This is a genomic window from Nocardia sp. NPDC049526 (genome assembly GCF_044465765.1).
Classification (GTDB): domain Bacteria; phylum Actinomycetota; class Actinomycetes; order Mycobacteriales; family Mycobacteriaceae; genus Nocardia.
This window is the reverse complement of record NZ_JBITMA010000017.1, coordinates 89,692-110,714: the sequence shown is the minus strand read 5'-3', so window position 1 is coordinate 110,714 and position 21,023 is coordinate 89,692. Positions and strand designations below refer to the sequence as shown.

Here is a 21,023-nt window from a genome sequence, read left to right as displayed (position 1 = left end):
CATCGCCCGCGGCCCGGGAACCAGCTTCGGGCTGCGGCCGACCTGTGTGCGAGGGCTGGCACCTCCATTGCCCGTTCGGTACCGAGGATTGGTGGAATACGTGCAGGTCAAGCGCTCGCTCGACCACCTCTTCTGGCTGATTGCGGCGCTCGTCGCCGGTGCGCTCGTACTGCTTTCGGTGCTCGCGGCCGGCGATATGCCCTACCGGTCGGCGGGCATCGCCTATCCCGGATTCCTGGATGTCCTGCTCTATGTCGCGCTGCGGGTGGTCGCCGCGCTGGCGGGTGCGCTCACCCTCGGCGCGTTGATCTACGCACTGTGCTGCACCGTTGTCACCGCGCGCGGTCGCGTCGACGTGGACGGGTACGCCGGGATCCGGGTGGCGGAGCGGGTGAGTCCGGTGTGGCTCGTCTCGGCGCTGGTCCTGATCCCGGTGAGCGCGGCGAATGTAGGTGGGCTGTCGATGAGTGCCGCGCTGGAGCGGGGTGCGATCGGCGCGCTGATCGATGCCGGCGAGAAGCCGAAGGCCTGGATCGTGGTCGCCGTGCTGGCCGGTGTCGTCGCGTTGGTGACGCGGCTGACGTTGGCGTGGACCGGACTGGTCGTGCCGACTGTGCTGGCGCTGATCGCGGTGCTGCCACCCGCAATGGTCGGCAATGCGGGGGAGGGGCCGAGTCACGACTTCGGCACCGGCGCGATGATCATCTTCCAACTGGCGGTCTCGGTGCTGCCGGGGCTGGCGTGGTGTGTGGCGGCGCAGGTGCGGCGGAACGGTTTCCGGGTAGCGACCGCGGTTCGGCGATACGTGCTCATCGGGTCGTTGTGTCTCGCCGCGGCAACGCTCAGCGGGTTGGTGCTCGGTGCCATCCTGTTGCCGTGGTCGGCGCTGTTCAGCACCGGCTACGGTCGACTCGCCCTGGCGGTCGTCGTGTCGGCCGTGGTCATCGGGATCATGCTGAGAAAGATTGCCGTCGAACATGATTCGAGTGCACTGATCTCAGGAACCGGCGCACTGTCGGTCGTGGTGACGGCCGCACTGGTGTCGATGGCCGTCCAACCGGCGCCGGCTTTCGCCGATCGCTCGTTCACCGCGCAGGAGGTGTTCCTCGGTTTCGATCTGCCGGGGCAGGCCGACGGTTGGCGACTGATGACCATGTGGCGCTTCGACATCGTCCTCGGCACCGCCGCTCTCGCCGGTATCGCGCTGTACGCCACCGGGGTGTTGCGGCTGCGGCGGCGCGGAGACGCCTGGTCGCCATGGCGCACGCTGTCGTGGACGAGTGGCTGTGCGGCCCTGCTGATTTCGACATCGTCGGGCATCGGCACCTATGGCTACGCCATGTTCAGCATGCACATGATCACGCATATGGCGCTCAATATGTTCGTGCCGGTGCTGCTGGTGCTCGGTGCACCGGTGACCTTGCTGTTGCGCACCGTCCCCGCCGCACCCGCGGACGCGGTTCCCGGTGTGCGCGAATGGGTTCTGTGGATTCTGCATTCCCGCCCGACCGCGATTCTGGCCCATCCCGGCACCGCGATCACGGCCTTCGTGCTCTCGCTCTACGGCCTCTACTTCACGCCGCTGTTCCAGAATCTGATCCGCTACCACTGGGGGCACGTCTTGATGAACGTGCACTTCCTGATCATCGGCTATCTCTTCTACTGGGCCATCATCGGAATCGACCCCGGTCCGCGCCGCCTGCCGCATCTGGGTCGGCTCGGTATGTTGTTCGCCATCATGCCTTTTCACGCCTTCTTCGGCGTCGCGGTGATGTCGATGAATACCATCATCGGTGCGCGCTTCTACGAACAACTCCAATTGCCCTGGCATATGGACCTGATGGCCGATCAGCGAGTTGGTGGCGGCATTGCCTGGGTCTCCGGGGAAATCCCGATCCTGCTCGTGGTCGGTGCGCTGCTGACGCAGTGGGTGGCCCAGGATCGCCGCACCGCGGTGCGCACCGATCGCAAGGACGACGAGTACGGAGACTCCGAACTCGCCGCCTACAACGCCATGTTGGAGAAGTTGGCGCAGTCGCGCCGCTGATTCAGCGCGCGAACCGAACCCGCCGCAGCCGCAGGCTGTTCGAGACCACGAAGAACGAAGAGAACGCCATGGCCGCACCGGCGATCAACGGATTCAGCAGGCCGAGTACGGCCACCGGGATGGCGACAACGTTATAACCGAAGGCCCACACCAGATTTCCCTTGATGGTGCGCAGGGTGGCGTGCGCGAGTTCGATGGCGTCGGCAACGGCCGCGAGATCGTCGCGGACCAGGATGACATCGGCGGCCGCGATCGCGACATCGGTACCCGCCCCGATGGCCATGCCGAGGTCGGCGGTGGCCAGCGCAGCGCCGTCATTGATGCCGTCGCCGACCATGACGATCCGGCGCCCCTGCTCCTGCATCCGGGCGATCAGTTCGACCTTGCCCTCCGGAAGCAGTTCGGCGACAACCTCATCGATGCCGATCTCCTCCGCGACCGACTGGGCGGCGTAGGCATTGTCACCGGTGAACATCATGACGCGCAGACCGAGCGCGTGCAGCCGGGCGATAGCATCGGCTGCGGTGTCCTTCACGGTATCGGCGACCGCGATCACCGCATGGGCCGCACCGTCGATCACCACGAGCACCACGGTGCGTCCCGCGCGTTCCTCTTGGCGCACAGCACGACTCAGCGTCTGCGGAACATCGATACCGCGATCGTTCAGCAGGCGCAGGCGGCTGACCAGTACCTCGCGACCCGCCACCAGACCGCGCGCACCCAAACCCGGTAGCGCTGTGAAGGATTCGACTTCCGGTAGTTCGTCGAGCATCGCATTCGCGTGCCGGGTGATGGCCGCGGCCACGGCGTGTTCAGAGGCGGCCTCAACCGCGCCCGCCCATCGCAGCACCTCATCCTCGGTCACCGAATCCGTCACGGTCACCCCGACGACGCTCATCACGCCATTGGTGACGGTCCCGGTCTTGTCCAGCACCACCGTGTCCACATCGCGAGTGGCCTCGAGCGCCTGATGTCCCTTGATGAAAATGCCCAGTTGCGCACCGCGCCCGGAGGCCACCATCAGCGCCGTTGGAATCGCCAGCCCCAGCGCGCACGGACACGCGACCACGAGCACCGCAAGGGCGGCCGAGGCGGCCGGGTCCACACCGGAACCGAGTAGCCACCAGGTTGTGAAAGTGCCTGCCGCCACGGCGAAGACGAACGGCACGAAGACCGAGGAGACCCGGTCGGCCACGCGTTGCATGCGCGCCTTCCCGGTCTGCGCCTGCTCGACCAATCGGATCATGCCGGAGAGCTTCGTATCCGCACCGACCGCGGCCGCCTCCACGATCAGCCGACCGGTGAGTGCGGTTGTGCCGCCGATCACCGCTGTCCCCTCGGTCACCTCTACCGGAATGGATTCGCCGGTCATGGCGCTGGCGTCCACGCTCGACTCGCCGGAAACCACGAGACCGTCGGTGGCGATGGTCTCACCGGGGCGAACCACGAACCGCTGTCCCTCGACGAGTTCGCCGATGGGCACCCGCATTTCGCGATTGTCGCGGGTCAGCACCGTGACCTCGCGGGCGCCGAGCGCGGCGAGCGCCCGCAATGCGCTGCCTGCCGAACGCTTGGCCTTCGCCTCGAAATACCGTCCGGCGAGTACGAATGTGGTGACGCCCGCGGCGGCTTCGAGATAGATCGAATCGCCGGACCAGAACGCGTCCCAAACGCCGTCCGGGAAATCGGTCCGGTCCGCGTGCAGGAACATGGTGTCCAGCGACCACAGCGTCGCGGTCGTCACGCCGACGGATACCAGGGTGTCCATGGTCGCGGTGAAGTTCTTCGCGCCCGCCAGGGCCTTTCGATGGAATGGCGCGGCCGCCCACACCACAACGGGCAGCGTCAGCACGGTCAGGATGATCTGCCAGCCGGTGATCCTGGTCGCCGGGACCGTCGCGAACATCACCGACAGATCGGCGAGGGGGAAGAACAGCACTAGTGCGACGACCAAGCGGCGGAACAGATCCCGGACCGCCGCCTCCTCGGGGGCGCAGGATACGGGTCCGGTGCTGTCGGTGATCGGTTCCGCGCCATAGCCGGCCGCGGCCACCTCAGCGCAGAGCTGATCGGCCGAAATGTCCTCGGCCGCATCGACGGTGGCGACGCCGGTCGCGTAGTTCACCGAAGCGAGTACGCCGTCGACCTTGTTGAGCTTGCGCTCCACTCGGTTCGCGCACGCGGCACACGTCATTCCGGATACCGCGAGCGAAATGCGGGTGGTCGCAGCCGCCGAGCGGGTGGCGAGATCGGGCCCACCCGCCGCCCGACCGCCACCCCTCATCGAGTGGCTGCGCAACGCTGTGTTCATTCGATTCCGTTCGGTCTCAGGCGGCAGGATCTTGGGTCGAGCGCAGATGGCCGGTGCGCCGGCCGAATCGCGCGCCGGGCGGCAGGACGAGTTCGGTGGGCGCGGGATTGCTGGTCCGGGCCGGCGGTGAGGTTTCCGGTCGTCGGGTGCGATGCACCACCACGACCAGCACCAGCGCGGCAACCAGAATGCCGTGCGAAAGCACCCGGGAAATCGGCACGACACCCGAATGCAGATCACCGATGACAAAGGCTGTGAGCGCTGTCACCAGCACGCCGAGCACCGGGAGCACACCGGAGGTCGCGTACGGCCGCAGCGCGCAGTAGATGAATCCGATGCCGATCGCCAGGCTCCATGCCGTCGACTCGTTCATCAGGTGCCGGGTCATTTCGGCGCCGTGGTGATGGGTCATACCGAAGTCGAATCCGGCGAGCTGACCGATCGCCAGCGCGCACTGCGCGATACCGAGCAGGCCGAGCAGCAGCCTGGTCCACTCGGATAAGCCGATGCCGGAAAGTGATGTCCGCCACCTCGATCCGCGCGGGGGTTCAAGGTCGGCGGCGGCGAAAATGGCGTCGGTGAGGTCGGGTGCGTACGCCGAACCGCCGCGCAGCAGGCGCGAGGTTTCCACGGCGGCCGCGTACCAGGAACAGCACTGCGCGCACTGTTCCAGGTGTTCGTCGACGCGCGCCGCGGGCACGGTTTCGCGTTCGCCATCGATCCGGGCCGACAGCGCCGTCCGGCATACCTTGCACTCCACGTCCAGATTGTCGTCTGCCAGGACCATAAAGTTCCCGGGTCGCGCAGGGGTTATTGTCGAGCCCATGCCGACGCCCGCCGAGGATGACGAGACGACTCAGCTGGCACTAGCTGCGGCGCGTGGGGATCGACGAGCCCTGGAAGCTTTTATCCGGGCCACCCAGAAGGATGTCTGGCGGTTGCTGGCCCATCTCACCGAGCTGTCGCGTGCCGATGATCTGACGCAGGAGACCTATCTGCGCGCGCTGGGCAGCATCAAGCGCTTCGAGGGGCGTTCCAGCGCCCGGACCTGGTTGCTGTCCATCGCGCGCCGCGTCGTCGTCGATCAGGTGCGGATGGCTGTGGCCCGGCCGAGCGTTGCGCAGGGCGTCGACTGGGTGGCTGCGGCCGATCGTCAGGTGGCGCGGCGCGACGGGCTCGCCGACATCGTCGAGCTAAAACTGTTGCTCGAGGACTTGTCCACGGAGCGGCGGGAGGCGTTGGTGCTTACCCAGGTGCTCGGACTGTCGTATGCCGAGGCGGCGGCGGTTTGCGGATGTCCAGTGGGCACGGTGCGGTCCCGGGTGGCACGCGCCCGCGAAGACCTCGTCTCCGCAACGCGCTTCGGCGGGAAGCGCCGTGCGAACGGCTGACCGCTCCCGCTGGGTGCGAATCTTCAGCGGGGAGTGGCTGATTCGCGGGCAGCCGAAGGCTGTGCGGAATGATGAAATCGGTGGTCGGTAGGCGGCTGCGCGAACGGCTGATTTCCGGCTTCCGCTGACTACGAATCTCCACCGGGAGCGGCTGTGCGACCAAAGGCTCTGTGGCGTAACGCAATCGGATCGCCGATAGAGTGGGAACGGCTGACTCCGGGCTTCCGGTCAGTACGAATCCCCACGTCGAGTGGCTGTTCGGCCGGCGGCCAAAGGCTCCGCGGCGTAACGCAATCGGACAACGCCGTCATCGTGTAGCGCTGCAGTGGCATTGACACCGAAGACATTCCGCAGCAGCTCGGGGGTCATGACCTCGAGTACCGCACCCGCCGCGACGACCTTGCCGTGATCGAGCACGACCAGCTGATCACAGCAGCGCACGGCCAGATCCAATTCGTGCAGCACGGCCAGCGTCGTGATGCCGGTCGAGCGGACCAGATCGAGCAGTTCGAATCGGGCGCGCACGTCGAGATGGTTGGTCAGTTCGTCGAGGACGAGCAGGCGCGGTTGCTGTGCGAGCGCCCTGGCCAGCAGCACTCGCTGACGCTCACCACCCGATAGCGAGCCGATCGGGCGTTCGGCGTAGTCGGTGAGACCGGTGCGCGCCATGGCATCCGCGACCGCCGCATGATCGGCGGCGGTATCCCGGCTGAACAGCCCATGATGCGGATTACGACCGAGCCGGATCAGCTCCGCGACCGTCGATTCCGATGCGCCCGAACCATTCTGGAGCACCGCAGCCGTGGTGCGCGCCGCCGTACGCACCGACATCGCACTGATATCGGTGCCGTCTATCAGCACCAAGCCCCGCTCCGGCCGCAGCGAGCGATAAATGGTGCGCAACAGCGTCGTCTTCCCGCTCCCATTCGGCCCCACCACCCCGACGAGCGACCCCGGTGGCGCCTGCAACGTCACCGCATCCAGCACCCGCGCGCCGCCGACTGCGATCGTGACCCCCACCACCGATAACTCGGCGATCCGGGCACCCGGTGTCTCCGCCGGGCACCCACCCGATGTATGAGCAGGGTGCCCGGTCATGCGGGACCTCCTTCACGCCGGAGTAGCCAGAGGAAGAACGGCGCGCCGAAGGCGGCGGTGAAGATGCCCAGCGGGAGTTCGTCGGGGGCGTCGATGGTTCGTGACAGCAGGTCGACCAGGACCAGGTATGCCGCGCCGAGCAGAGCGGCCAGGGGGAGTACCCGACGGTGGTCCATGCCGAAAGCCAGACGTATCAGATGCGGAATCATCAAGCCTACGAAGCCGATTCCGCCCGCCACCGCGATCAGCACGCCGGTCAGCAGAGAGGCCAGGACCAGCAGGATGATCCGGGTGGTGCGGACATCGACGCCGAGCGCGGTCGCCTGTTCGTCGCCGGTGCCGAGCACATCGAGGCGACGGCCGAAGGCCAGTACAACGGCGACGACCACGAGGACCACCAGCGTCACCGGTCCGAGTCGGGACCAACTCGCGCCGGAGACACTGCCCATGGTCCAGAACATCACCGCACGAAGCTCATTCGGTGTGGCACGCAGCTGGAGGTAGTTCGTCGCCGCTAGCAGTAGGTATCCGACGGCGACACCGGCCAGCACCAGGCGGGTCGGAGCGACGCTGCCGCGCCGCTGTCCGAGTGCGAAAACCACTGCGGCGGTGCCGATTGCGCCGATGAACGCGGCGGCCGAAACGCCGATGCCGCCGAGTGCCGCACCTGCGGTGACGATCACGGTCACCGCGCCGAGCGAGGCGCCGGATGACAAACCGAGCACATACGGGTCGGCGAGCGGATTGTTCACCAGCGCTTGCAGAATCACACCCGAGATCGCCAGGCCGCAGCCGCAGAGTGCTGCGAGAATGACCCGGGGGAGGCGATAGTTCCAGACGATCTGGTCAACGGTGAACCCGACATCCGGTGACTTACCCGATAGGTGGGCGAGGACGACTCGGCAGGTATCGGCGATCGAGACCGTGACCGATCCCGCACCGATGGATATCAGCATGACCACGAACAGGATCGCCAGCGAGACGGCAATCGCTGAGGGCAGGGGTGTCGTCGCCAGTAACCGCCGTTGTCGAAGCGTATTCGTCATGCGAACTGTTCGGGGTGTACGAGTCTGGCGATCTTGTCGACCGCGATGTCATTGCTCGGTCCGAGGTAGATCGAATCCGACAACACCGTGTAATTGGTGTTCTTGCTGGCGTTCCACTGCGGGAACTGCTCGAGGATCCGCTGGGCCGCGCCATCGATATCGGGATTGCGGTAGTCGACCACGATGAGTCCATCGATCGGGGTGACGGCGAGCTGCTCCTTGCTGATCGTCACGAAAGTCGTTCCTTCCGTGCGGTTGAACGGATTCACCGCATCGGCCTGTTCGATAATGTCGTTCCAGATGCCGCCCGCGGCGATGGCCGAAAAGTCGCCCCCATCGCCCATACCCATACCCATACCCATACCCGGGAAGATGAGCAGCACATTCTTCTTGGGCTGTCCGGCCACCCGCATGGATGTTTCGGCGATCTTGCGCTTGGTGTCATCGATGAGCTTCGCGGCGCGCCCGGGGACATCGAAGATCGTGCCGAAATCGCGCAACATGGCGTAGCTGTCCTCGATGCTCGGTGTGCCGGTGACCGCGCCGGTCACACCGCAATTGGACCGGGGCACATAGGTATTGGCGCTCGCGCTGGACAGCTCGGCGCGGGTGGCGAAACCCTGATCGGCGGAGAAGCCGCCGCCTCCGGTGGAGATGACGAAATCGGGATGCTGGGCGAGCATGGCCTCGCGGGGGATGTCCTGCAGGTTGTTCGGGGTGATATCGCCGCTCGGCAGGGCTGCGATGGCATCGGCGCGGCCGGGCACATCGGAGGAGCCGTAGGACTGGGCGTTGGCGACGACGCGGTCCGCGACACCGAGCGCGACCAGCGCCGAAACCTCGCCGATGGAGCCGCCGTTCATCACCACGACCCGCTTCGGTGCCTCGGTGAAGGTGTAGCTCCTACCGCAGTTCTCCACGGCGGCGGGATATTTCGTGACGCCCTCGGTCGCGGCGGCGGGTGCGGTGGTCGCGGATTCGGTGACTGTGGTCGAACATCCGGTGCCGGCGATGGTGCCAACGGCCAAGGCCAGCACCGCTGCACGTTTCATGGGCCTCCCGGTGCGCTCGCCCGTTCGGGTAGGGCGCATCCGCAGTGCTGTGTACTGCATGAACACTTAGTCGTACGGTGCGCCGCCCTGGTTCCCGGAAATTTTTCGCATCCGTTACCGTGTGACGCGCAGGATCGCTGTACAGACCCGGCCGATCCTGCTTGACTTGTGTGACAGGTCCGACCGGACCGCAGGAGCCAGCGCATGTCGACCCATTTCGCTTATCCGCCAGGCAGACCCGCTGACCGTGACAAAACCGAACACGGTGAGCGCGTCGATATTTCGACCGTGCCCGGAGCTCGGATCATCCAATTCACGGTGAGCCATCCACGTGGCGATGTCACGCTGGTGGTCGTCGCGGGCGAGGTCGATCTGTGGACCGCGCCGCGACTACGGGACAAACTATTGCGCGCCTTCGGTTCTCGGGGCTCGATCATGGTCGTCGACCTGTCCCCGGTCACCTTCTTCGCCGCCGCCGGACTGGCGACCCTGATCGAGGCCCAGGCGGCGGCCGAAAAGGCCGACCGCCGACTGGTTTTGATCACCACGGTGCGCTGTGTCGATCGGGCCATCGAGCTCACCGGACTCGCCACGAACTTCCGCCGCGTCGGCTCCTTGGCCGCGGCGCTCGCGGACCCTACACCGGGATGTGCCGTCCCGGTGTAGGGCCCGCGTGATTCAGCGGAACCGCGCCTCCACGCGGGCACGCGCGTTCGCGATCCGTTCCTGTGCCAGTGCCGCCCGCTCCTCAGCCTTGTCGAGACGGCGCAGGGCCCTGTCGACCCGCGGCTGTGCCTTCTTCGCACGGCGCTCCGCCTTTTTGGCCAACCGTGCGCCGCGCTTCTGCGCCTTTTCCGAGAGTTCGGCACCGCGTACGCGTGCGGTCGAGGCGAGTTCCGGGCCGCGTTCCTTGGCGAGTCCGGCGATCTCGGCGGCGCGGTGCTGGGCCATTTCGGCGATCTCGGCACCGCGGTGCTGGGCTATTTCGGCGATCTCGGTGCCGCGGTGCTGGGCTATTTCGGCGAGGTGTGCGCCGCGTTCCCGTGCGGTCGCGGCGATTCCGGGCCCACGTTCCTTGGCGAGCTCCGTGAGCTCGATGCCGCGGTGCTGGGCCTTCTCGGCCAGACGCGCGCTACGCTTCTGTGCTTTGTCCGAGAGTCCGGCGCCGCGTTCGCGTGCGGTCGAGGCGAGTTCCGGGCCGCGTTCCTTGGCTATTTCGGCGATCTCGGTGCCGCGGTGTTGGGCTATTTCGGCGAGGTGTGCGCCGCGTTCGCGTGCGGTCGAGGCGATCTCCGGTCCGCGTTCCTTGGCAAGCTCCGCGAGTTCCGCCGCCTTCTCGGCCCACTTCGCACCGCGTTCCTTGGCCAGCTCGGCCCATTCCGGACCGTGTTCCCTGACCGTCTCCGCGATATCGGAGCCCCGCTCCTGCGCGACCGCGACCCGTGTCGCCGCGACATCGCCGAGTTCGCGGGCCCGCACGGCGGCATCGTGCGCATGGCGGCGCAATGCGTCGCCGGTGGCCGAATCCGTTGCGGTGAACGGCAATGCGGCCGAAACCGCCGCCGTGGCATTGCTCGCGGCACGTCGGCCACGCCAGCCGAGCGACGGTCTGCCCTCGGTATCCGCGCTGGCGATCATCAGACCGCCGAGCAGACTCACATCCTTGAGGAAGGCCTTGCGCTTGGCCGCCTTGCGTTCCGGATCCTTCTCCGCCCAGAAATCCTGTTCGGTGACGGTCGCGGGAATCACCGTCGCTGCCAGCGTGAGCGAGGCCAGCCGCGGAAACTTACCTAGGGCGAGCAGCACACCGGCCGAGACCTGGGTGAGCGCATTGATCCGCACGAACGTCCCCGGATCCGCCGGCAATTTCGCGGCGATATTGTCGGGCAGCGACTGCTGTCCCTGCTGGACCAGGGCCGATGCCGCTTGGGTGCGCGGCTCGGGGTGGACCAGCGCGTCGACCCCATCGGCGACGAACGCGGTCGCCAGCAGTGGTCGGGCAAATCGGCGTAGCAACATGACGTCCCTTTCCTCGATGGCTGAGGTTCGGGTAACCGCGTTCGGCGTCGTCAAACAACAAGATCAACACCCGGAACCAAGGTTTGACCGGGTGTTCTGTCGCGCCGAACGGCCGTACCTCCGGACTGGACAGAAAGGTGGTGATGATGTTCGTTACGGTCTCTGGATCCTCAACCATAGGCAGGTGACTGCATTCCGGGAGCTGAATTCGAGTGTGCGGATGCAGTGTGTCGTCGAGTCGACGCCGGCCAGGGCCGACAGGATGCGGTTCTGCTCGCCCCAGATGGTGCAGATCGGCGGGGATCCCGGGACGGGGGTGAAACACGAGGTCGGCATAGGTCGGAAAGTCCTGCACCAGGCCGTGCAGCGCCTGCAACCGGCCCTTGTCGCCCCAGTGCGCTATGAGACGCGGCGAGTGGGCAAACTTGCGCAGCCGCCCGTTCGCGCCGAGCTGTTCGGCGACGATCCGGGAAACGACCGCATCCGGCAGCGCCAACCTGCGGGGCCACCGGCGCCGGCGGGAGTCCGGCATCGACCCAGGCCAGTCCGGACTGGCGTCCGGCGCGCATGGTGTTCCAGGTCAGGGGGTTGCACAGCACCAGAGCGCGCACGTTGTCCGGATGCGTCGTCGTGTAGCGCAGTGAGGTGGCGGCCCCCAGACGGTTGCCGATCGGCACGACATCGGTGAGTTCCTGTTCGGCCAGGTCAGACGCCCGCCCGGAGGAAGCGACCTGTGCGGCGGACACCGAGGACCGGTTCCGCCACGCCCCCGCCGAAGACGTACGCCCCGCCGACGAGCACCGCGACCACCGTCGCGTCATTGCGGTTGACCATGCGCGACAGGTTGTCGAATACAGCGATCGGGGCTTCGGCGTAGGCCTCGACGGTCTCGTCCAGATGTGCGGGATCGATGACGACCAGATCGGCGCGGTCGCCGGGACGCAGGTGGCCCGCGTCGATGCCGTACCAGTCGGCGAGTTCACCGGTGATGCGATGCACCGCACGTTCGAGGGACAGGAACGGCCGGCCGGAGCGCTCGGCGTCGTACACCCGGCGCAGGAACCGCAGCCCGAAGTTGTAGAAGGCCATATTCCGCAGGTGCGCACCCGCATCCGAGAAGCCGAGCTGCACACCGGGATCCGCGGCGAATTTGTCCAGCACTTGCGGCCGATGATTGGAAATGGTTGTGCGCCAACGCACTTTGCCACCGTATTCGACGACCAGATCCAGGAAAGCGTCCACCGGATGCAGGCCACCGCGATCCTGCCCGACCTGACCGAAGGTCTTGCCGATCACCGACGCGTCCGGGCACTCCACGATTTCGGCGTCGAAGAAATCGCGATGCCACACCCGCGGCCCGAACTTCTTGTCGTAATCCTTGCGGAATCGGCGTCGATAACCTTCGTCGCGCAGTAGCTCCCGGCGCTGCTCCAACTGATTGGACAGGTGCAGTGCCGCCGCGCCCGAACCGAATTCCTCGAACACCGGCAAATCGATACCGTCGGAGTAGACCTCGAAGGGCACCGGCAGATGCTGCCAGCGGAAGTCACCGCCCAGTCGATTGAGCATCCGCGCGATCAACGGAAAGATTTGAGCGACAGCGGGAATCGCCTTGATATCGGCTGCGGAGAGCAGGCTGACCTTGAGCGGTTTGCGGAAGATGCCGAGGCTGCTCGCCGCCATCGCGACCAGACTCTGCGGCCGGGCCACATCCGGACCGCCCTGCAATGCGCGGCCGCGACGGCGCAGGATCGCATTGAGCCTGCGGCGTTCCCTGGTGGTCGCATAGGTCGAGGGCAGGGTGCGGGACCGGCAGATCGCACCGTCGAGCTTGTCGAAGAGCAACTGTTGGGAGGACATACCGACAAAGCCCGCGTCCAACGCCTCATCGAGTTTCGCTGCCATGGCGGACAATTCGGCATCCGTCGGCCGAATCTCTTTGCGGGTGGCGCGATCCAGTCCCATCTCGGCGGCCCGGATATCGGAATGTCCGATGAAGGCGGCCAGATTCGGTCCGAGCGGGAGTGCCTCCAGGGCCACGACATATTCGTGCGCCGAAGTCCAGGACTTGATTTCGGTCATCGCCTCGATGACGTGTTTGCGCGGAATGGCCTCCACCCGGCCGAACAGATCACCGGCGTCCGAGGCATCGACGTGCACCGTCGACAACGAGCACGAGCCGAGCAGCACGGTTGTGATGCCGTGCCGGATGGATTCGGCGAGCGCCGGACTCTGCAGCACCTCGACGTCGTAGTGGGTGTGGATATCGATCATCCCGGGTATCACCCATTTCCCGGCGGCATCGATGACGTGTGGGCAATCGGCCTCGTCGAGCGGTTCGGCCGAAACCGCGGCTATGGCACCCTCCCGGATACCGAGATGGCGATTGGCCGACGGTGAGCCGGTGCCGTCGAACCACCGCCCGCCTTTGATGATCGTGTCGTACATGACGTCACTCCGCCGCGGAATCGGATAGGACTTCGGCGATCCCGGCCCGCACGACCTTGCCGGTCGCATTGCGGGTCAGGGGCGTTGTGGTGATTCGCCACTTTGCCGGCACCTTGTAGTAGGCGATGCGCTGCTTCGCGAATTCGGCCAGCTCCTGTTCCGTTGTGGCGGAGGCATTCTCGACGACAACCAGTGCCGCGATCACCTGGCCGAGATCGTCGTCGGGCAATCCGACGACGGCTGATTCGCGGACCGCGGGATGTTCGTCCAGGCACTGCTCGACCTCGGTCGGGTAGACATTCTCGCCACCGCGCAGGATGAGATCCGAACGCCTGCCGGACAATCGGAGCCGGCCCTGCTCCAGGACTCCGATATCGCCGGTGCGCAACCAGCGCTCGGGCGTGATGGCGGCTGCGGTCGCGGCCTCGTCTGCCCAATAGCCGAGCATCACATAGGGGCTGCGCACCCAGATCTCACCCTCGACGCCCTCGCCGACGGGTTCGCCGATCGCATCGCGGATCTGCAGGTCGACCCCGATCACCGGGCGGCCGACGGTATCCGGGAACGCGGCGAGTTCGGCCGGTGCGGCAATGGTCGCCGCGGTACTGCATTCGGTCATGCCGTAGCTGGTCACCAGCGCGGTCTTGGCGACCGGAAGTTGTTCGCGCAGTCGCTGTTGCAGTGCGGCCGAGGACGGCGCCGAGTTGAGTGAGAAGGCGGCCAACGAGGTCAGATCGTACTTCGACAGATCCACTTCGAGCAGGCGACTCGCCATGGTCGGCATCGCACCCCAGTTGCTGATCCGCTCCCGTTCGATCAGCCGCAGAATTCGCTCGGCATCGAACGCGCCCTGGTAGATGACGGCGGTATCGCCGGTCACCATGCGCGGCAGCACCAGATTGTGCAGGCTGGCGATGTGGAACAGCGGGGAGGTGAGCAGGAAGCGGCGGCCCTTCGGACCGCCGTCGTCGACGCCGCCCTGGAAGGCGGCGGCGAGTGCGTCGTTGAAACGGTGATAGTCGATGACCGCCACCAGGTTTCGATGCGAATGCACCGCCCCCTTGGGGCGGCCGCTGGTGCCGCTGGTGTAGAGGATGACCGCGGGATCGTCCTCGTCCACCGGAGCGTGCGGTAACTCGCCTTCGCCGAATTCGGCGATCAGCGCGGGCAGGTCGTGCTCCATGGTGAGCACGGGAACCCGAACGTCCAGCTGCGCCACCTGACCCGCGCGTTTCGCATCGACGATCAGGACCTTCGGGCTGGTGTGCTCGAGGCCGTAGGCGATTTCGCGCGGCATCCACCAGGCGTTGTAGCCGACCGCGATCGCACCGAGCGTCTGTGCGGCCCAGAACGTCACTACCCATTCGGGGGTGTTGGCAGCGAGAATGCCGATCCGGTCCCCCTTTTCGACGCCGTACCGGTCCCGCAACGCACGAGCCAGCGCGCCGACGGCCGCCGCATGCCCGGTATAGGACATCCGCCGGTCCTCGGTGACCAGGTAGTCGCGATCACCCAGGGCGACCGAGGCCGCGATCACTTCGCGCAATGAGCGCACCCGGTCCTTGATCACCGGAATCGGCGCGCCGAGGACATCTTCGACCGTCATCTCGAACGGCCCGCCGGGACCGGTCAGCCGCGCAACGGCCTGCGCGGCCAATGCCTGCGGATCGAAAGGCTTTGTCATGGAAGGTACTTCCTCATGGGTTCAGGGCACCAGTACGGCGCGGCCGGTAATGAGCCCGCGCTCCAGTCGGTCGAGGGCTGCGCGGCCGTCCGCCAGGTCGAAGCGTTCGGTTTCGACGGTCAGCCGACCCGACTGGGCCAGGGCAACGGAGTTGATCAGGTCGGATTTGGTGCCGCCGTAGGACTTTCGGATCGAAGCTCCCCACGGCCAGCCCGGACCGCCCGCCGGTCCAGCGGTGATTTCCGGTGCACCGCCGCCGAGTCCGATCATGCGGTACGCGCCATTGGGAGCGACCGATTCCACCGCCAGCCCGGCGGTCGCATCGATACCGACGAAGTCGAAGACCGCATCGGCACCACGGCCATCGGTACGATCCAGGATTTCGCGCGCGGTATCGGCACCGGAGAGCAGGCCCTCGGCCGCACCGCAGCGAGCGGCCAGAGCGAGTTTGTCCTCGCTCACGTCAACGGCGATCACGTGCGTCGCGCTGGTCGCGGTGAGTATCTGCACCGCGACATGGCCGAGTCCACCGATGCCGATGACCACCGCAACAGAACCGGGGTACAACTGCTCACGCGCGCCGTCGATGGCGTGATAGCTGGACAGCGCCGCATCGGCGAGTGGCGCGGCCTGCAGGAAATCCAGCTCGCCGATGGGCACGAAAGAGCTTGCGGGGATGCGGATGTACTCCGCCATACCGCCGTCCGGACCGAGTCCGGGACACGGCGGCATGGCGGTGCGTCCGGCGGCGAGGCACACATTCTCATTGCCGCTCACACACTCTCGGCACACGCCGCACGACCAGCACAGATAGACAATGCCGCGCTCGCCGACCACCCGACCATCGACATCACTGCCGACCGCCTCGATGGTGCCCGCCACCTCGTGCCCGAGGGTCAGCGGATCCTCGCGCATTTTGAACGGAATATGCAGCACATGCAGATCGGAATGGCAGATACCCGCCGCACCGACACGCAGCAGCAGATCGGTCGGCCCGATCGCGGGCACCGCGACCTTGCGTAGTTCGAGCACACCGGGTTCGGTGAGCTGCAGTGCCCGCATCATCCGCGCACCACCGAAAACACCGCGCGCAGATAGGCATTCGCACGATCGGAGCCGATGAGGCCCGGCGCCATCTTGTTCATGGTGTAGGCGAAGGTGACTCGATGATCGAGATCGTTGACCACGATGGCGCCGCCGAATCCGGCCCACCAGCAGACCTTCCCGTCGGGCACCTCCGGCGCGGTCTGCGACTGGGGGAGTCCGTACCCGAGGCCGAAGCGCAGCGGTAGCAGCAGCGCCAGATCCGCACCGTCGGACTGCTGTTCGAAGATCAGATCGATTGTCTTCTCCGACAACAACCTTCGGCCGCGCAGCTCGCCACCGCAGGCGACCAGCGACTGCACCGCCGCCACCGAATGCGCATTGCCGTGCCCGTTCACCGCGCCGATCTCGGCCTTCCGCCATGCGGCACTATTGGCCTCCGGAATATCGAGCAGGGGACTGGTGAGCGTCTTGACCAGGATGCTGTCTTGATCGAGCGTGGCCATATCGAATTCCAGCAGCGGCGGCGGGACGAGTGGCGCGATGCGGTGGTGATTTTCGGGTGCGGTGCCGATATGGAAATCGGCATCGAGCGGTCCGGCGAGTTCTTCGCCGAAGAACTCGCCGAGGGTGCGGCCCGTAATTCGACGGATCACCTCGCCGACCAGATGCCCATAGTTCAGTGCGTGATAGCCCGATGCGGTGCCCGGTTCCCACCACGGCGGCTGGGTCGCGAGCCGCGCGCTCGCCGCCTCGGCATCGTAGATATCGGCCAACTCGATCGGCCGTTCCCAGCCCGAGACTCCGGAGGTGTGGCCGAGCAGATGGCGAATCTCGATATCGCCCTTGCCATTCGCGGCGAATTCCGGCCAGTAGTGTGCGACCTTCTGTTGCACATCCAACTCGCCCCGGTCCACCAGCAGCAGCGCCGACAGCGCGGTCATGGTCTTGCTGATGGAGAAGACATTGACCAGGGTATCCTCGGTCCACGGCACGGTCCGCTCGAGATCGCGGTGCCCACCCCAGATATCGACGACCGGTTCGCCGTCGACGGTCACGCAGATCGATGCCCCGAGCTCCTCACCCGATGCGATCTGGTCGGCCAATTCTTTTCGCACATCGGCGAATTCGTCTGTACAGAACCCTGATGTCGTCATTGCGCCGCCCTCACGCGTTCTCGAGCGCCCTGGCGGGCACCGGCAACGCATTGCCGGCGGCGGCGGCTCGCTTTGCGCCCCTTGCCATTTCCCGATTCATATCGCGCACATAGGGCTCGAACTCGACCTGGATCGTATGCCGGGGCGAGTTGTAATACCGTCCGGTGCGGCGCTGTTCGGCCGCCGCGATCTCGGCTTTCATCTCCGTCTCCGACGGCGGCAGGTACTTGCCCGTCAGATAGGCCGCGACCAACTTGCTCTGCTGTTCGGCGAAATTCACCAGCGTAGGCAGCGGTTGGGCCAGACCGAGGTAGAACAGATTGTCCACACCCGGCTGCATCATTTGCTTGAACAGCGGGATGCGATTCTGCTCGTCGGGCACCAGCTTCGGATCGGAGAAGAACGGGAAGCTGATGTGATAGCCGGTGGCACAGACGATGACGTCCACCTCCTCCGTGCTGCCGTCGGCGAAGCGAACCTGCGGCCCCTCCAGTGCGGTAATGGCCGGTTTGAAGGCGATATCGCCGCAGCCCGCGCGATGCAGGAACTCTTCACTCGCCGACGGATGTGCCTCGAACGGTTTGTGGTCCGGTTTCGGCAGTCCGTAGAACTCCATATCGCCGCGGAACTTGCGTACGAAGCGCTGCTTGAGCTTCAGGCTGACCTTGCGCGGAATCCACGGCGGCACACTCTGTTTGTCGCCGACCTTGCCGTTCACATACTTCGGCAGCACCCAGACCCCGCGGCGCGCGGAGACGGTGAGCTTCTCGGCGACGAAGCGCTGGGACAGTTCCGAGGCGATATCCAGTCCGGAATTGCCCATGCCGACCACCACGACCTTCTTACCGCGCATATCCACCGGATCGAACGGATCGTTGTAGGCGTGACTGTGGATCAGCACGCCGTCGAATTCGCCCGGATAGTCCGGAACGCGCGGATCCCAGTGGTGGCCATTGCAGACGATCAGCGCGTCGTAGGCCCGGGTGCGGCCATCGCTCGCGGTGACCTGCCAGCTGCCGTCGTCCTGCCGCTCGGCCGCGGTGACCTTGGTATCGAACAGGATCTTGTCGCGGAAGCCGAAATGGTCGACGTAATCCTTGAAGTACTGGAACAGCTGCGAATGGTGCGGGAAGTCGGGCCATTCCTCGGGCGCCGGATAATCCTCGAAGGCGAGCCGGAACTTGCTGGTGTCGATATGCAGCGACTGGTAGCAGGCCGACATCCCATTGGGATTCTTGAAATACCAATTGCCGCCGACCTCATCGCTCGCCTCGAAGACCTCGAAGGGAATGCCGAAGTCCTGCAGGCGTTTTGCGGCGGTGATTCCGGAGGGGCCCGCGCCGATGACGCATACCCGGGGCAGATTGCTGTGAGTCAATTCCGTAGTCCTCGTCCGAAGGATTGCCGTCACGTGGGCGGCACCGGATCCGGTGCGGCGAACCATCCCGCGCCGCCTGCGGCACGTGGAGTGACGTAGGCAACAAATTAGCACTGACTAGACTTGGTGTCTAGTGAATGACATGATGTCTACCATGCCGACCAAGTCGAACCCGCCCGGCCTGAGCCTGCGCGATGAACAGAAGCTGCAGACCCGCGCCAGACTGATGGACGGCGCCAAGGCGCTGTTCACCGAACGGGGTTATGCGGCGGTCCGGGTCGACGACATCGCCGCCGCCGTCGGCTGCAGCCGCGCCACCTTCTACCTGCACTTCAGCAGCAAGCTAGAGATCTTGCGCGCCATCGCCGAACAGAGCACCGCGCCGACCGCGTTGCACTTCTACGAGGATCTGGACCGGGTGCTCGACACCGGCTCCCGCGCGGAATTCGTGGACTGGGTGACCCGCGCCATCGCCTGGTTCAACGAATACAAGGACCTGCTGCCCGCCTGGGACGAGGCCACCGCACTGGAACCGGAATTCCGCGAAATCGCCCGCCGCGGCATACTCGCCCTGCCCAACGCCATGACCTCCTACCTCGCCCGCTGGCCCGAAGACCGTCGCGACGAGGCGCGCCTACGCGTGGAACTCCTTGTCGCCCAACTGGAACGCTTCTTCACCCGCTGGGCCATGCAGGGCACCATCGATGTCTCCGCCGACCAGGCCGCCGAAGTCCTCACCGACATCTGGTTCCCGGCTTTACAAGCCCCCGCCTAGCGGCGGCCGCGGAAGGTGCGGCGAAGGTCCTGGGTCCAGAGGTCCGGGATTTCCCAGGGAATGAAGTGGCCGCCCTGGTCGTGGGCGGTCAGGTTGACGTGGTTGTACCAGGGGCCGCGGTCGCCGGCGAGGAAGTGCTCGACGCGGTCGGTGGTGGTGACGCCGGGTGGATTCTCGTAGCCGACGAAAGTGATACCGGTGGGGGCCTCGATGACGGGGTTGCGGTCGTGGGACGGGGTCCAGGGGTACCGGTTGTTATTGGCGTAGGTGCGGATCGAGGTACCGATGGAATTGGTAACCCAGAAGATCATCGCGTGGGTGAGCAGATCGTCCTTGGTGAAGACGCTTTCGATATCGCCGTCGTCGTCGCTCCACGCCATCCAGCGCTGGAGTATCCAGGCGAGCATGCCCGCGGGTGAATCGGAGAGGCCGAAGGCCAAGGTGCTCGGTTCGAGGACGTGCGCCGCGAGGTGGACGCCGAAACGGCGCTCCAGCTCGATGATTCGGTCGTAGACATCCTTGGGCAGGCCGTCCGGAATGGGACGCCCGCCGGTCAGGTCCCAGGCGCGGTCACCCTCGAACAGCGTCAGCTTCTGGCCCGAGCCGATATGGATGGCGTACAGCTCATCGGCGTATTTGTGGCCGAGCTGACCGGTGACCAACGCGCCGACATCGCACCCTGCGGCGGCGTATTTCGGGTAGCCGAGGGTTTCGGTCATGAGGGTGTGCCACAGGTCGGCGACCTTCCAGAAGTTCATATCCGGATGCTTCGGCAGCGGACTGGAGAAGCCGAAACCAGGGAAAGACGCCACGATCACATCGAAGGCGTCGGCGGGATCGCCACCGTACGCACCGGGATCGGCGAGCGGATCGATGACCTTGGACCAGTGCCAGAACGTCCACGGCCAGCCGTGGGTGAGGATCAGCGGTATCGGGTTCGGGCCGACACCGGGCTTGCGCAGAAAATGGACCGGAACGCCATCGACGTCGACGAGGTAGTTGTCGTAGGCGTTGATCGCGGCTTCGGCCTTGCGCCAGTCGTACTCGTGCTGCCAGTATTCGACGAGTTCTTGCAGGTAGCCGCGGTCTACACCGTAGTAGCGGTCGTCATTGCCCACATCGTCGGGCCAGCGCGTCAGCGCGAGCCGCTGTCGCAGATCGGCGAGCACCGCATCGGGTACGTGAATCGGTGTCGGCTGGAGCGGGAACGGGTCGGCGTGGCTCAAGATCTCTCCTACAACCGCTTCGCGAATCTCGGATGCCCCGACCGTAACACCGGCGAAATCGCCAGGCCCCCCGCGGCCGATCATGGCTCGGTGGGCGACTCCGTATCGGGCGCTTGGGCTTCCGTCTTGGTCGGCACCGAGACCGGCCGCAGCAACACCCAGACCAGGAAGGCGAGCGCAACCGCTCCCATCCCGAGACCAGCCCAGAGATTCACATTCACCCCGCCGGTCTTGGCTTCCTCGGCCCCGGTGTCGTGCACCAGCCCCGTCACGACCAGCACGACGGCGTAACTGCCCAGCAGCGCGCCGACAATGGTGCGGATATCGAAAAGCATCGACCGGCCTCC

General features: G+C 65.9%; 17 protein-coding genes. 4 read left to right on the top strand and 13 right to left on the bottom strand.

Annotation, left to right across the window (positions count from 1 at the left end; all coding sequences use genetic code 11):
* Positions 1-91 precede the first annotated feature (91 nt).
* On the top strand, positions 92-2,047 hold the full coding sequence (locus ACIBW7_RS37230; protein WP_397054802.1) for a cytochrome c oxidase assembly protein: 1,956 nt from the start codon (positions 92-94) through the stop codon (positions 2,045-2,047).
* A gap of 1 nt (position 2,048) precedes the next feature.
* Here ACIBW7_RS37230 and ACIBW7_RS37225 read toward each other — a convergent pair whose 3' ends face one another.
* Both ACIBW7_RS37225 and ACIBW7_RS37220 read right to left on the bottom strand, forming a co-directional pair.
* Positions 2,049-4,358 (bottom strand): heavy metal translocating P-type ATPase, encoded by a 2,310-nt coding sequence (locus tag ACIBW7_RS37225; RefSeq protein WP_397054800.1) that lies wholly within the window; start codon positions 4,356-4,358, stop codon positions 2,049-2,051.
* Positions 4,359-4,374: 16 nt separating this feature from the next.
* Complete coding sequence (locus tag ACIBW7_RS37220; protein WP_397054798.1) at positions 4,375-5,118, bottom strand: DUF2275 domain-containing protein; 744 nt, start codon at positions 5,116-5,118, stop codon at positions 4,375-4,377.
* A 64-nt stretch (positions 5,119-5,182) separates the two neighbouring features.
* On the opposite strand from ACIBW7_RS37220, the gene sigC reads away from it, so the two are divergent.
* A complete protein-coding gene (sigC, locus tag ACIBW7_RS37215; RefSeq protein WP_397054796.1) occupies positions 5,183-5,749 on the top strand; it encodes an RNA polymerase sigma factor SigC in 567 nt (188 codons plus the stop codon).
* Between the two features lie 228 nt (positions 5,750-5,977).
* Here the strand turns inward: sigC and ACIBW7_RS37210 are convergent, their stop codons facing one another.
* Genes ACIBW7_RS37210 through ACIBW7_RS37200 form a run of 3 tightly spaced genes read right to left on the bottom strand, consistent with a single transcriptional unit; the run spans position 5,978 to position 8,945 of the window.
* On the bottom strand, positions 5,978-6,847 hold the full coding sequence (locus tag ACIBW7_RS37210) for an ABC transporter ATP-binding protein (RefSeq protein ID WP_397054794.1): 870 nt from the start codon (positions 6,845-6,847) through the stop codon (positions 5,978-5,980).
* A complete protein-coding gene (locus ACIBW7_RS37205) occupies positions 6,844-7,893 on the bottom strand; it encodes a FecCD family ABC transporter permease (protein ID WP_397054792.1) in 1,050 nt (349 codons plus the stop codon). The genes ACIBW7_RS37210 and ACIBW7_RS37205 overlap by 4 nt, the downstream gene beginning before the upstream one ends.
* Complete coding sequence (locus ACIBW7_RS37200; protein WP_397054789.1) at positions 7,890-8,945, bottom strand: ABC transporter substrate-binding protein; 1,056 nt, start codon at positions 8,943-8,945, stop codon at positions 7,890-7,892. Before ACIBW7_RS37200 ends, ACIBW7_RS37205 begins: the two co-directional genes overlap by 4 nt.
* Before the next feature lie 204 nt (positions 8,946-9,149).
* Here ACIBW7_RS37200 and ACIBW7_RS37195 point away from each other — a divergent pair, with 204 nt between their 5' ends.
* The gene (locus ACIBW7_RS37195; RefSeq protein WP_397054787.1) at positions 9,150-9,611 is read left to right on the top strand and encodes an STAS domain-containing protein; all 462 of its coding nucleotides are present in this window, start codon (positions 9,150-9,152) and stop codon (positions 9,609-9,611) included.
* A 12-nt stretch (positions 9,612-9,623) separates the two neighbouring features.
* Here ACIBW7_RS37195 and ACIBW7_RS37190 read toward each other — a convergent pair whose 3' ends face one another.
* The 6 genes from ACIBW7_RS37190 to ACIBW7_RS37165 all read right to left on the bottom strand — a co-directional run bounded on the left by ACIBW7_RS37190 (position 9,624) and on the right by ACIBW7_RS37165 (position 18,675).
* Positions 9,624-10,964 carry a DoxX family membrane protein gene (locus ACIBW7_RS37190; RefSeq protein WP_397054785.1) on the bottom strand — a complete coding sequence of 447 codons (1,341 nt, stop codon included), beginning with the start codon at positions 10,962-10,964 and terminating at the stop codon, positions 9,624-9,626.
* 705 nt (positions 10,965-11,669) lie between these two features.
* The gene (locus ACIBW7_RS37185; protein WP_397054783.1) at positions 11,670-13,412 is read right to left on the bottom strand and encodes an amidohydrolase family protein; all 1,743 of its coding nucleotides are present in this window, start codon (positions 13,410-13,412) and stop codon (positions 11,670-11,672) included.
* Between the two features lie 4 nt (positions 13,413-13,416).
* Positions 13,417-15,096, bottom strand: a complete 1,680-nt coding sequence (locus ACIBW7_RS37180; RefSeq protein ID WP_397054781.1) for a class I adenylate-forming enzyme family protein — start codon at positions 15,094-15,096, stop codon at positions 13,417-13,419.
* Positions 15,097-15,117: 21 nt separating this feature from the next.
* Complete coding sequence (locus ACIBW7_RS37175) at positions 15,118-16,158, bottom strand: NAD(P)-dependent alcohol dehydrogenase (RefSeq protein WP_397054875.1); 1,041 nt, start codon at positions 16,156-16,158, stop codon at positions 15,118-15,120.
* The gene (locus ACIBW7_RS37170; RefSeq protein ID WP_397054779.1) at positions 16,158-17,297 is read right to left on the bottom strand and encodes a serine hydrolase domain-containing protein; all 1,140 of its coding nucleotides are present in this window, start codon (positions 17,295-17,297) and stop codon (positions 16,158-16,160) included. The genes ACIBW7_RS37175 and ACIBW7_RS37170 overlap by 1 nt, the downstream gene beginning before the upstream one ends.
* Positions 17,298-17,307: 10 nt before the next feature.
* Positions 17,308-18,675, bottom strand: a complete 1,368-nt coding sequence (locus tag ACIBW7_RS37165; protein ID WP_397054777.1) for a flavin-containing monooxygenase — start codon at positions 18,673-18,675, stop codon at positions 17,308-17,310.
* Positions 18,676-18,829: 154 nt separating this feature from the next.
* Between ACIBW7_RS37165 and ACIBW7_RS37160 the strand changes: the two genes are divergently transcribed.
* On the top strand, positions 18,830-19,450 hold the full coding sequence (locus tag ACIBW7_RS37160; protein WP_397054774.1) for a TetR/AcrR family transcriptional regulator: 621 nt from the start codon (positions 18,830-18,832) through the stop codon (positions 19,448-19,450).
* On the opposite strand, the gene ACIBW7_RS37155 is transcribed toward ACIBW7_RS37160, so the two are convergent.
* Positions 19,447-20,676 (bottom strand): epoxide hydrolase family protein, encoded by a 1,230-nt coding sequence (locus ACIBW7_RS37155; protein WP_397054772.1) that lies wholly within the window; start codon positions 20,674-20,676, stop codon positions 19,447-19,449. The genes ACIBW7_RS37160 and ACIBW7_RS37155 overlap by 4 nt on opposite strands.
* 80 nt (positions 20,677-20,756) lie before the next feature.
* Positions 20,757-21,011, bottom strand: coding sequence for a hypothetical protein (locus ACIBW7_RS37150; RefSeq protein WP_397054770.1), 255 nt, complete (start codon positions 21,009-21,011; stop codon positions 20,757-20,759).
* Positions 21,012-21,023 lie beyond the last annotated feature (12 nt).

Excerpts from the sequence above, each read along its gene's own strand:
- ACIBW7_RS37185 (WP_397054783.1), bottom strand. The coding sequence starts at position 13,412 with ATGTACGACACGATCATCAAAGGCGGGCGGTGGTTCGACGGCACCGGC.
- ACIBW7_RS37190 (WP_397054785.1), bottom strand. The coding sequence starts at position 10,964 with ATGTTGCTACGCCGATTTGCCCGACCACTGCTGGCGACCGCGTTCGTC.
- ACIBW7_RS37210 (WP_397054794.1), bottom strand. The coding sequence starts at position 6,847 with ATGACCGGGCACCCTGCTCATACATCGGGTGGGTGCCCGGCGGAGACA.
- ACIBW7_RS37200 (WP_397054789.1), bottom strand. The coding sequence starts at position 8,945 with ATGAAACGTGCAGCGGTGCTGGCCTTGGCCGTTGGCACCATCGCCGGC.
- ACIBW7_RS37225 (WP_397054800.1), bottom strand. The coding sequence starts at position 4,358 with ATGAACACAGCGTTGCGCAGCCACTCGATGAGGGGTGGCGGTCGGGCG.
- ACIBW7_RS37175 (WP_397054875.1), bottom strand. The coding sequence starts at position 16,158 with ATGCGGGCACTGCAGCTCACCGAACCCGGTGTGCTCGAACTACGCAAG.
- ACIBW7_RS37150 (WP_397054770.1), bottom strand. The coding sequence starts at position 21,011 with ATGCTTTTCGATATCCGCACCATTGTCGGCGCGCTGCTGGGCAGTTAC.
- ACIBW7_RS37195 (WP_397054787.1), top strand. The coding sequence starts at position 9,150 with ATGTCGACCCATTTCGCTTATCCGCCAGGCAGACCCGCTGACCGTGAC.
- ACIBW7_RS37205 (WP_397054792.1), bottom strand. The coding sequence starts at position 7,893 with ATGACGAATACGCTTCGACAACGGCGGTTACTGGCGACGACACCCCTG.
- ACIBW7_RS37170 (WP_397054779.1), bottom strand. The coding sequence starts at position 17,297 with ATGACGACATCAGGGTTCTGTACAGACGAATTCGCCGATGTGCGAAAA.
- sigC (WP_397054796.1), top strand. The coding sequence starts at position 5,183 with ATGCCGACGCCCGCCGAGGATGACGAGACGACTCAGCTGGCACTAGCT.
- ACIBW7_RS37160 (WP_397054774.1), top strand. The coding sequence starts at position 18,830 with ATGCCGACCAAGTCGAACCCGCCCGGCCTGAGCCTGCGCGATGAACAG.
- ACIBW7_RS37180 (WP_397054781.1), bottom strand. The coding sequence starts at position 15,096 with ATGACAAAGCCTTTCGATCCGCAGGCATTGGCCGCGCAGGCCGTTGCG.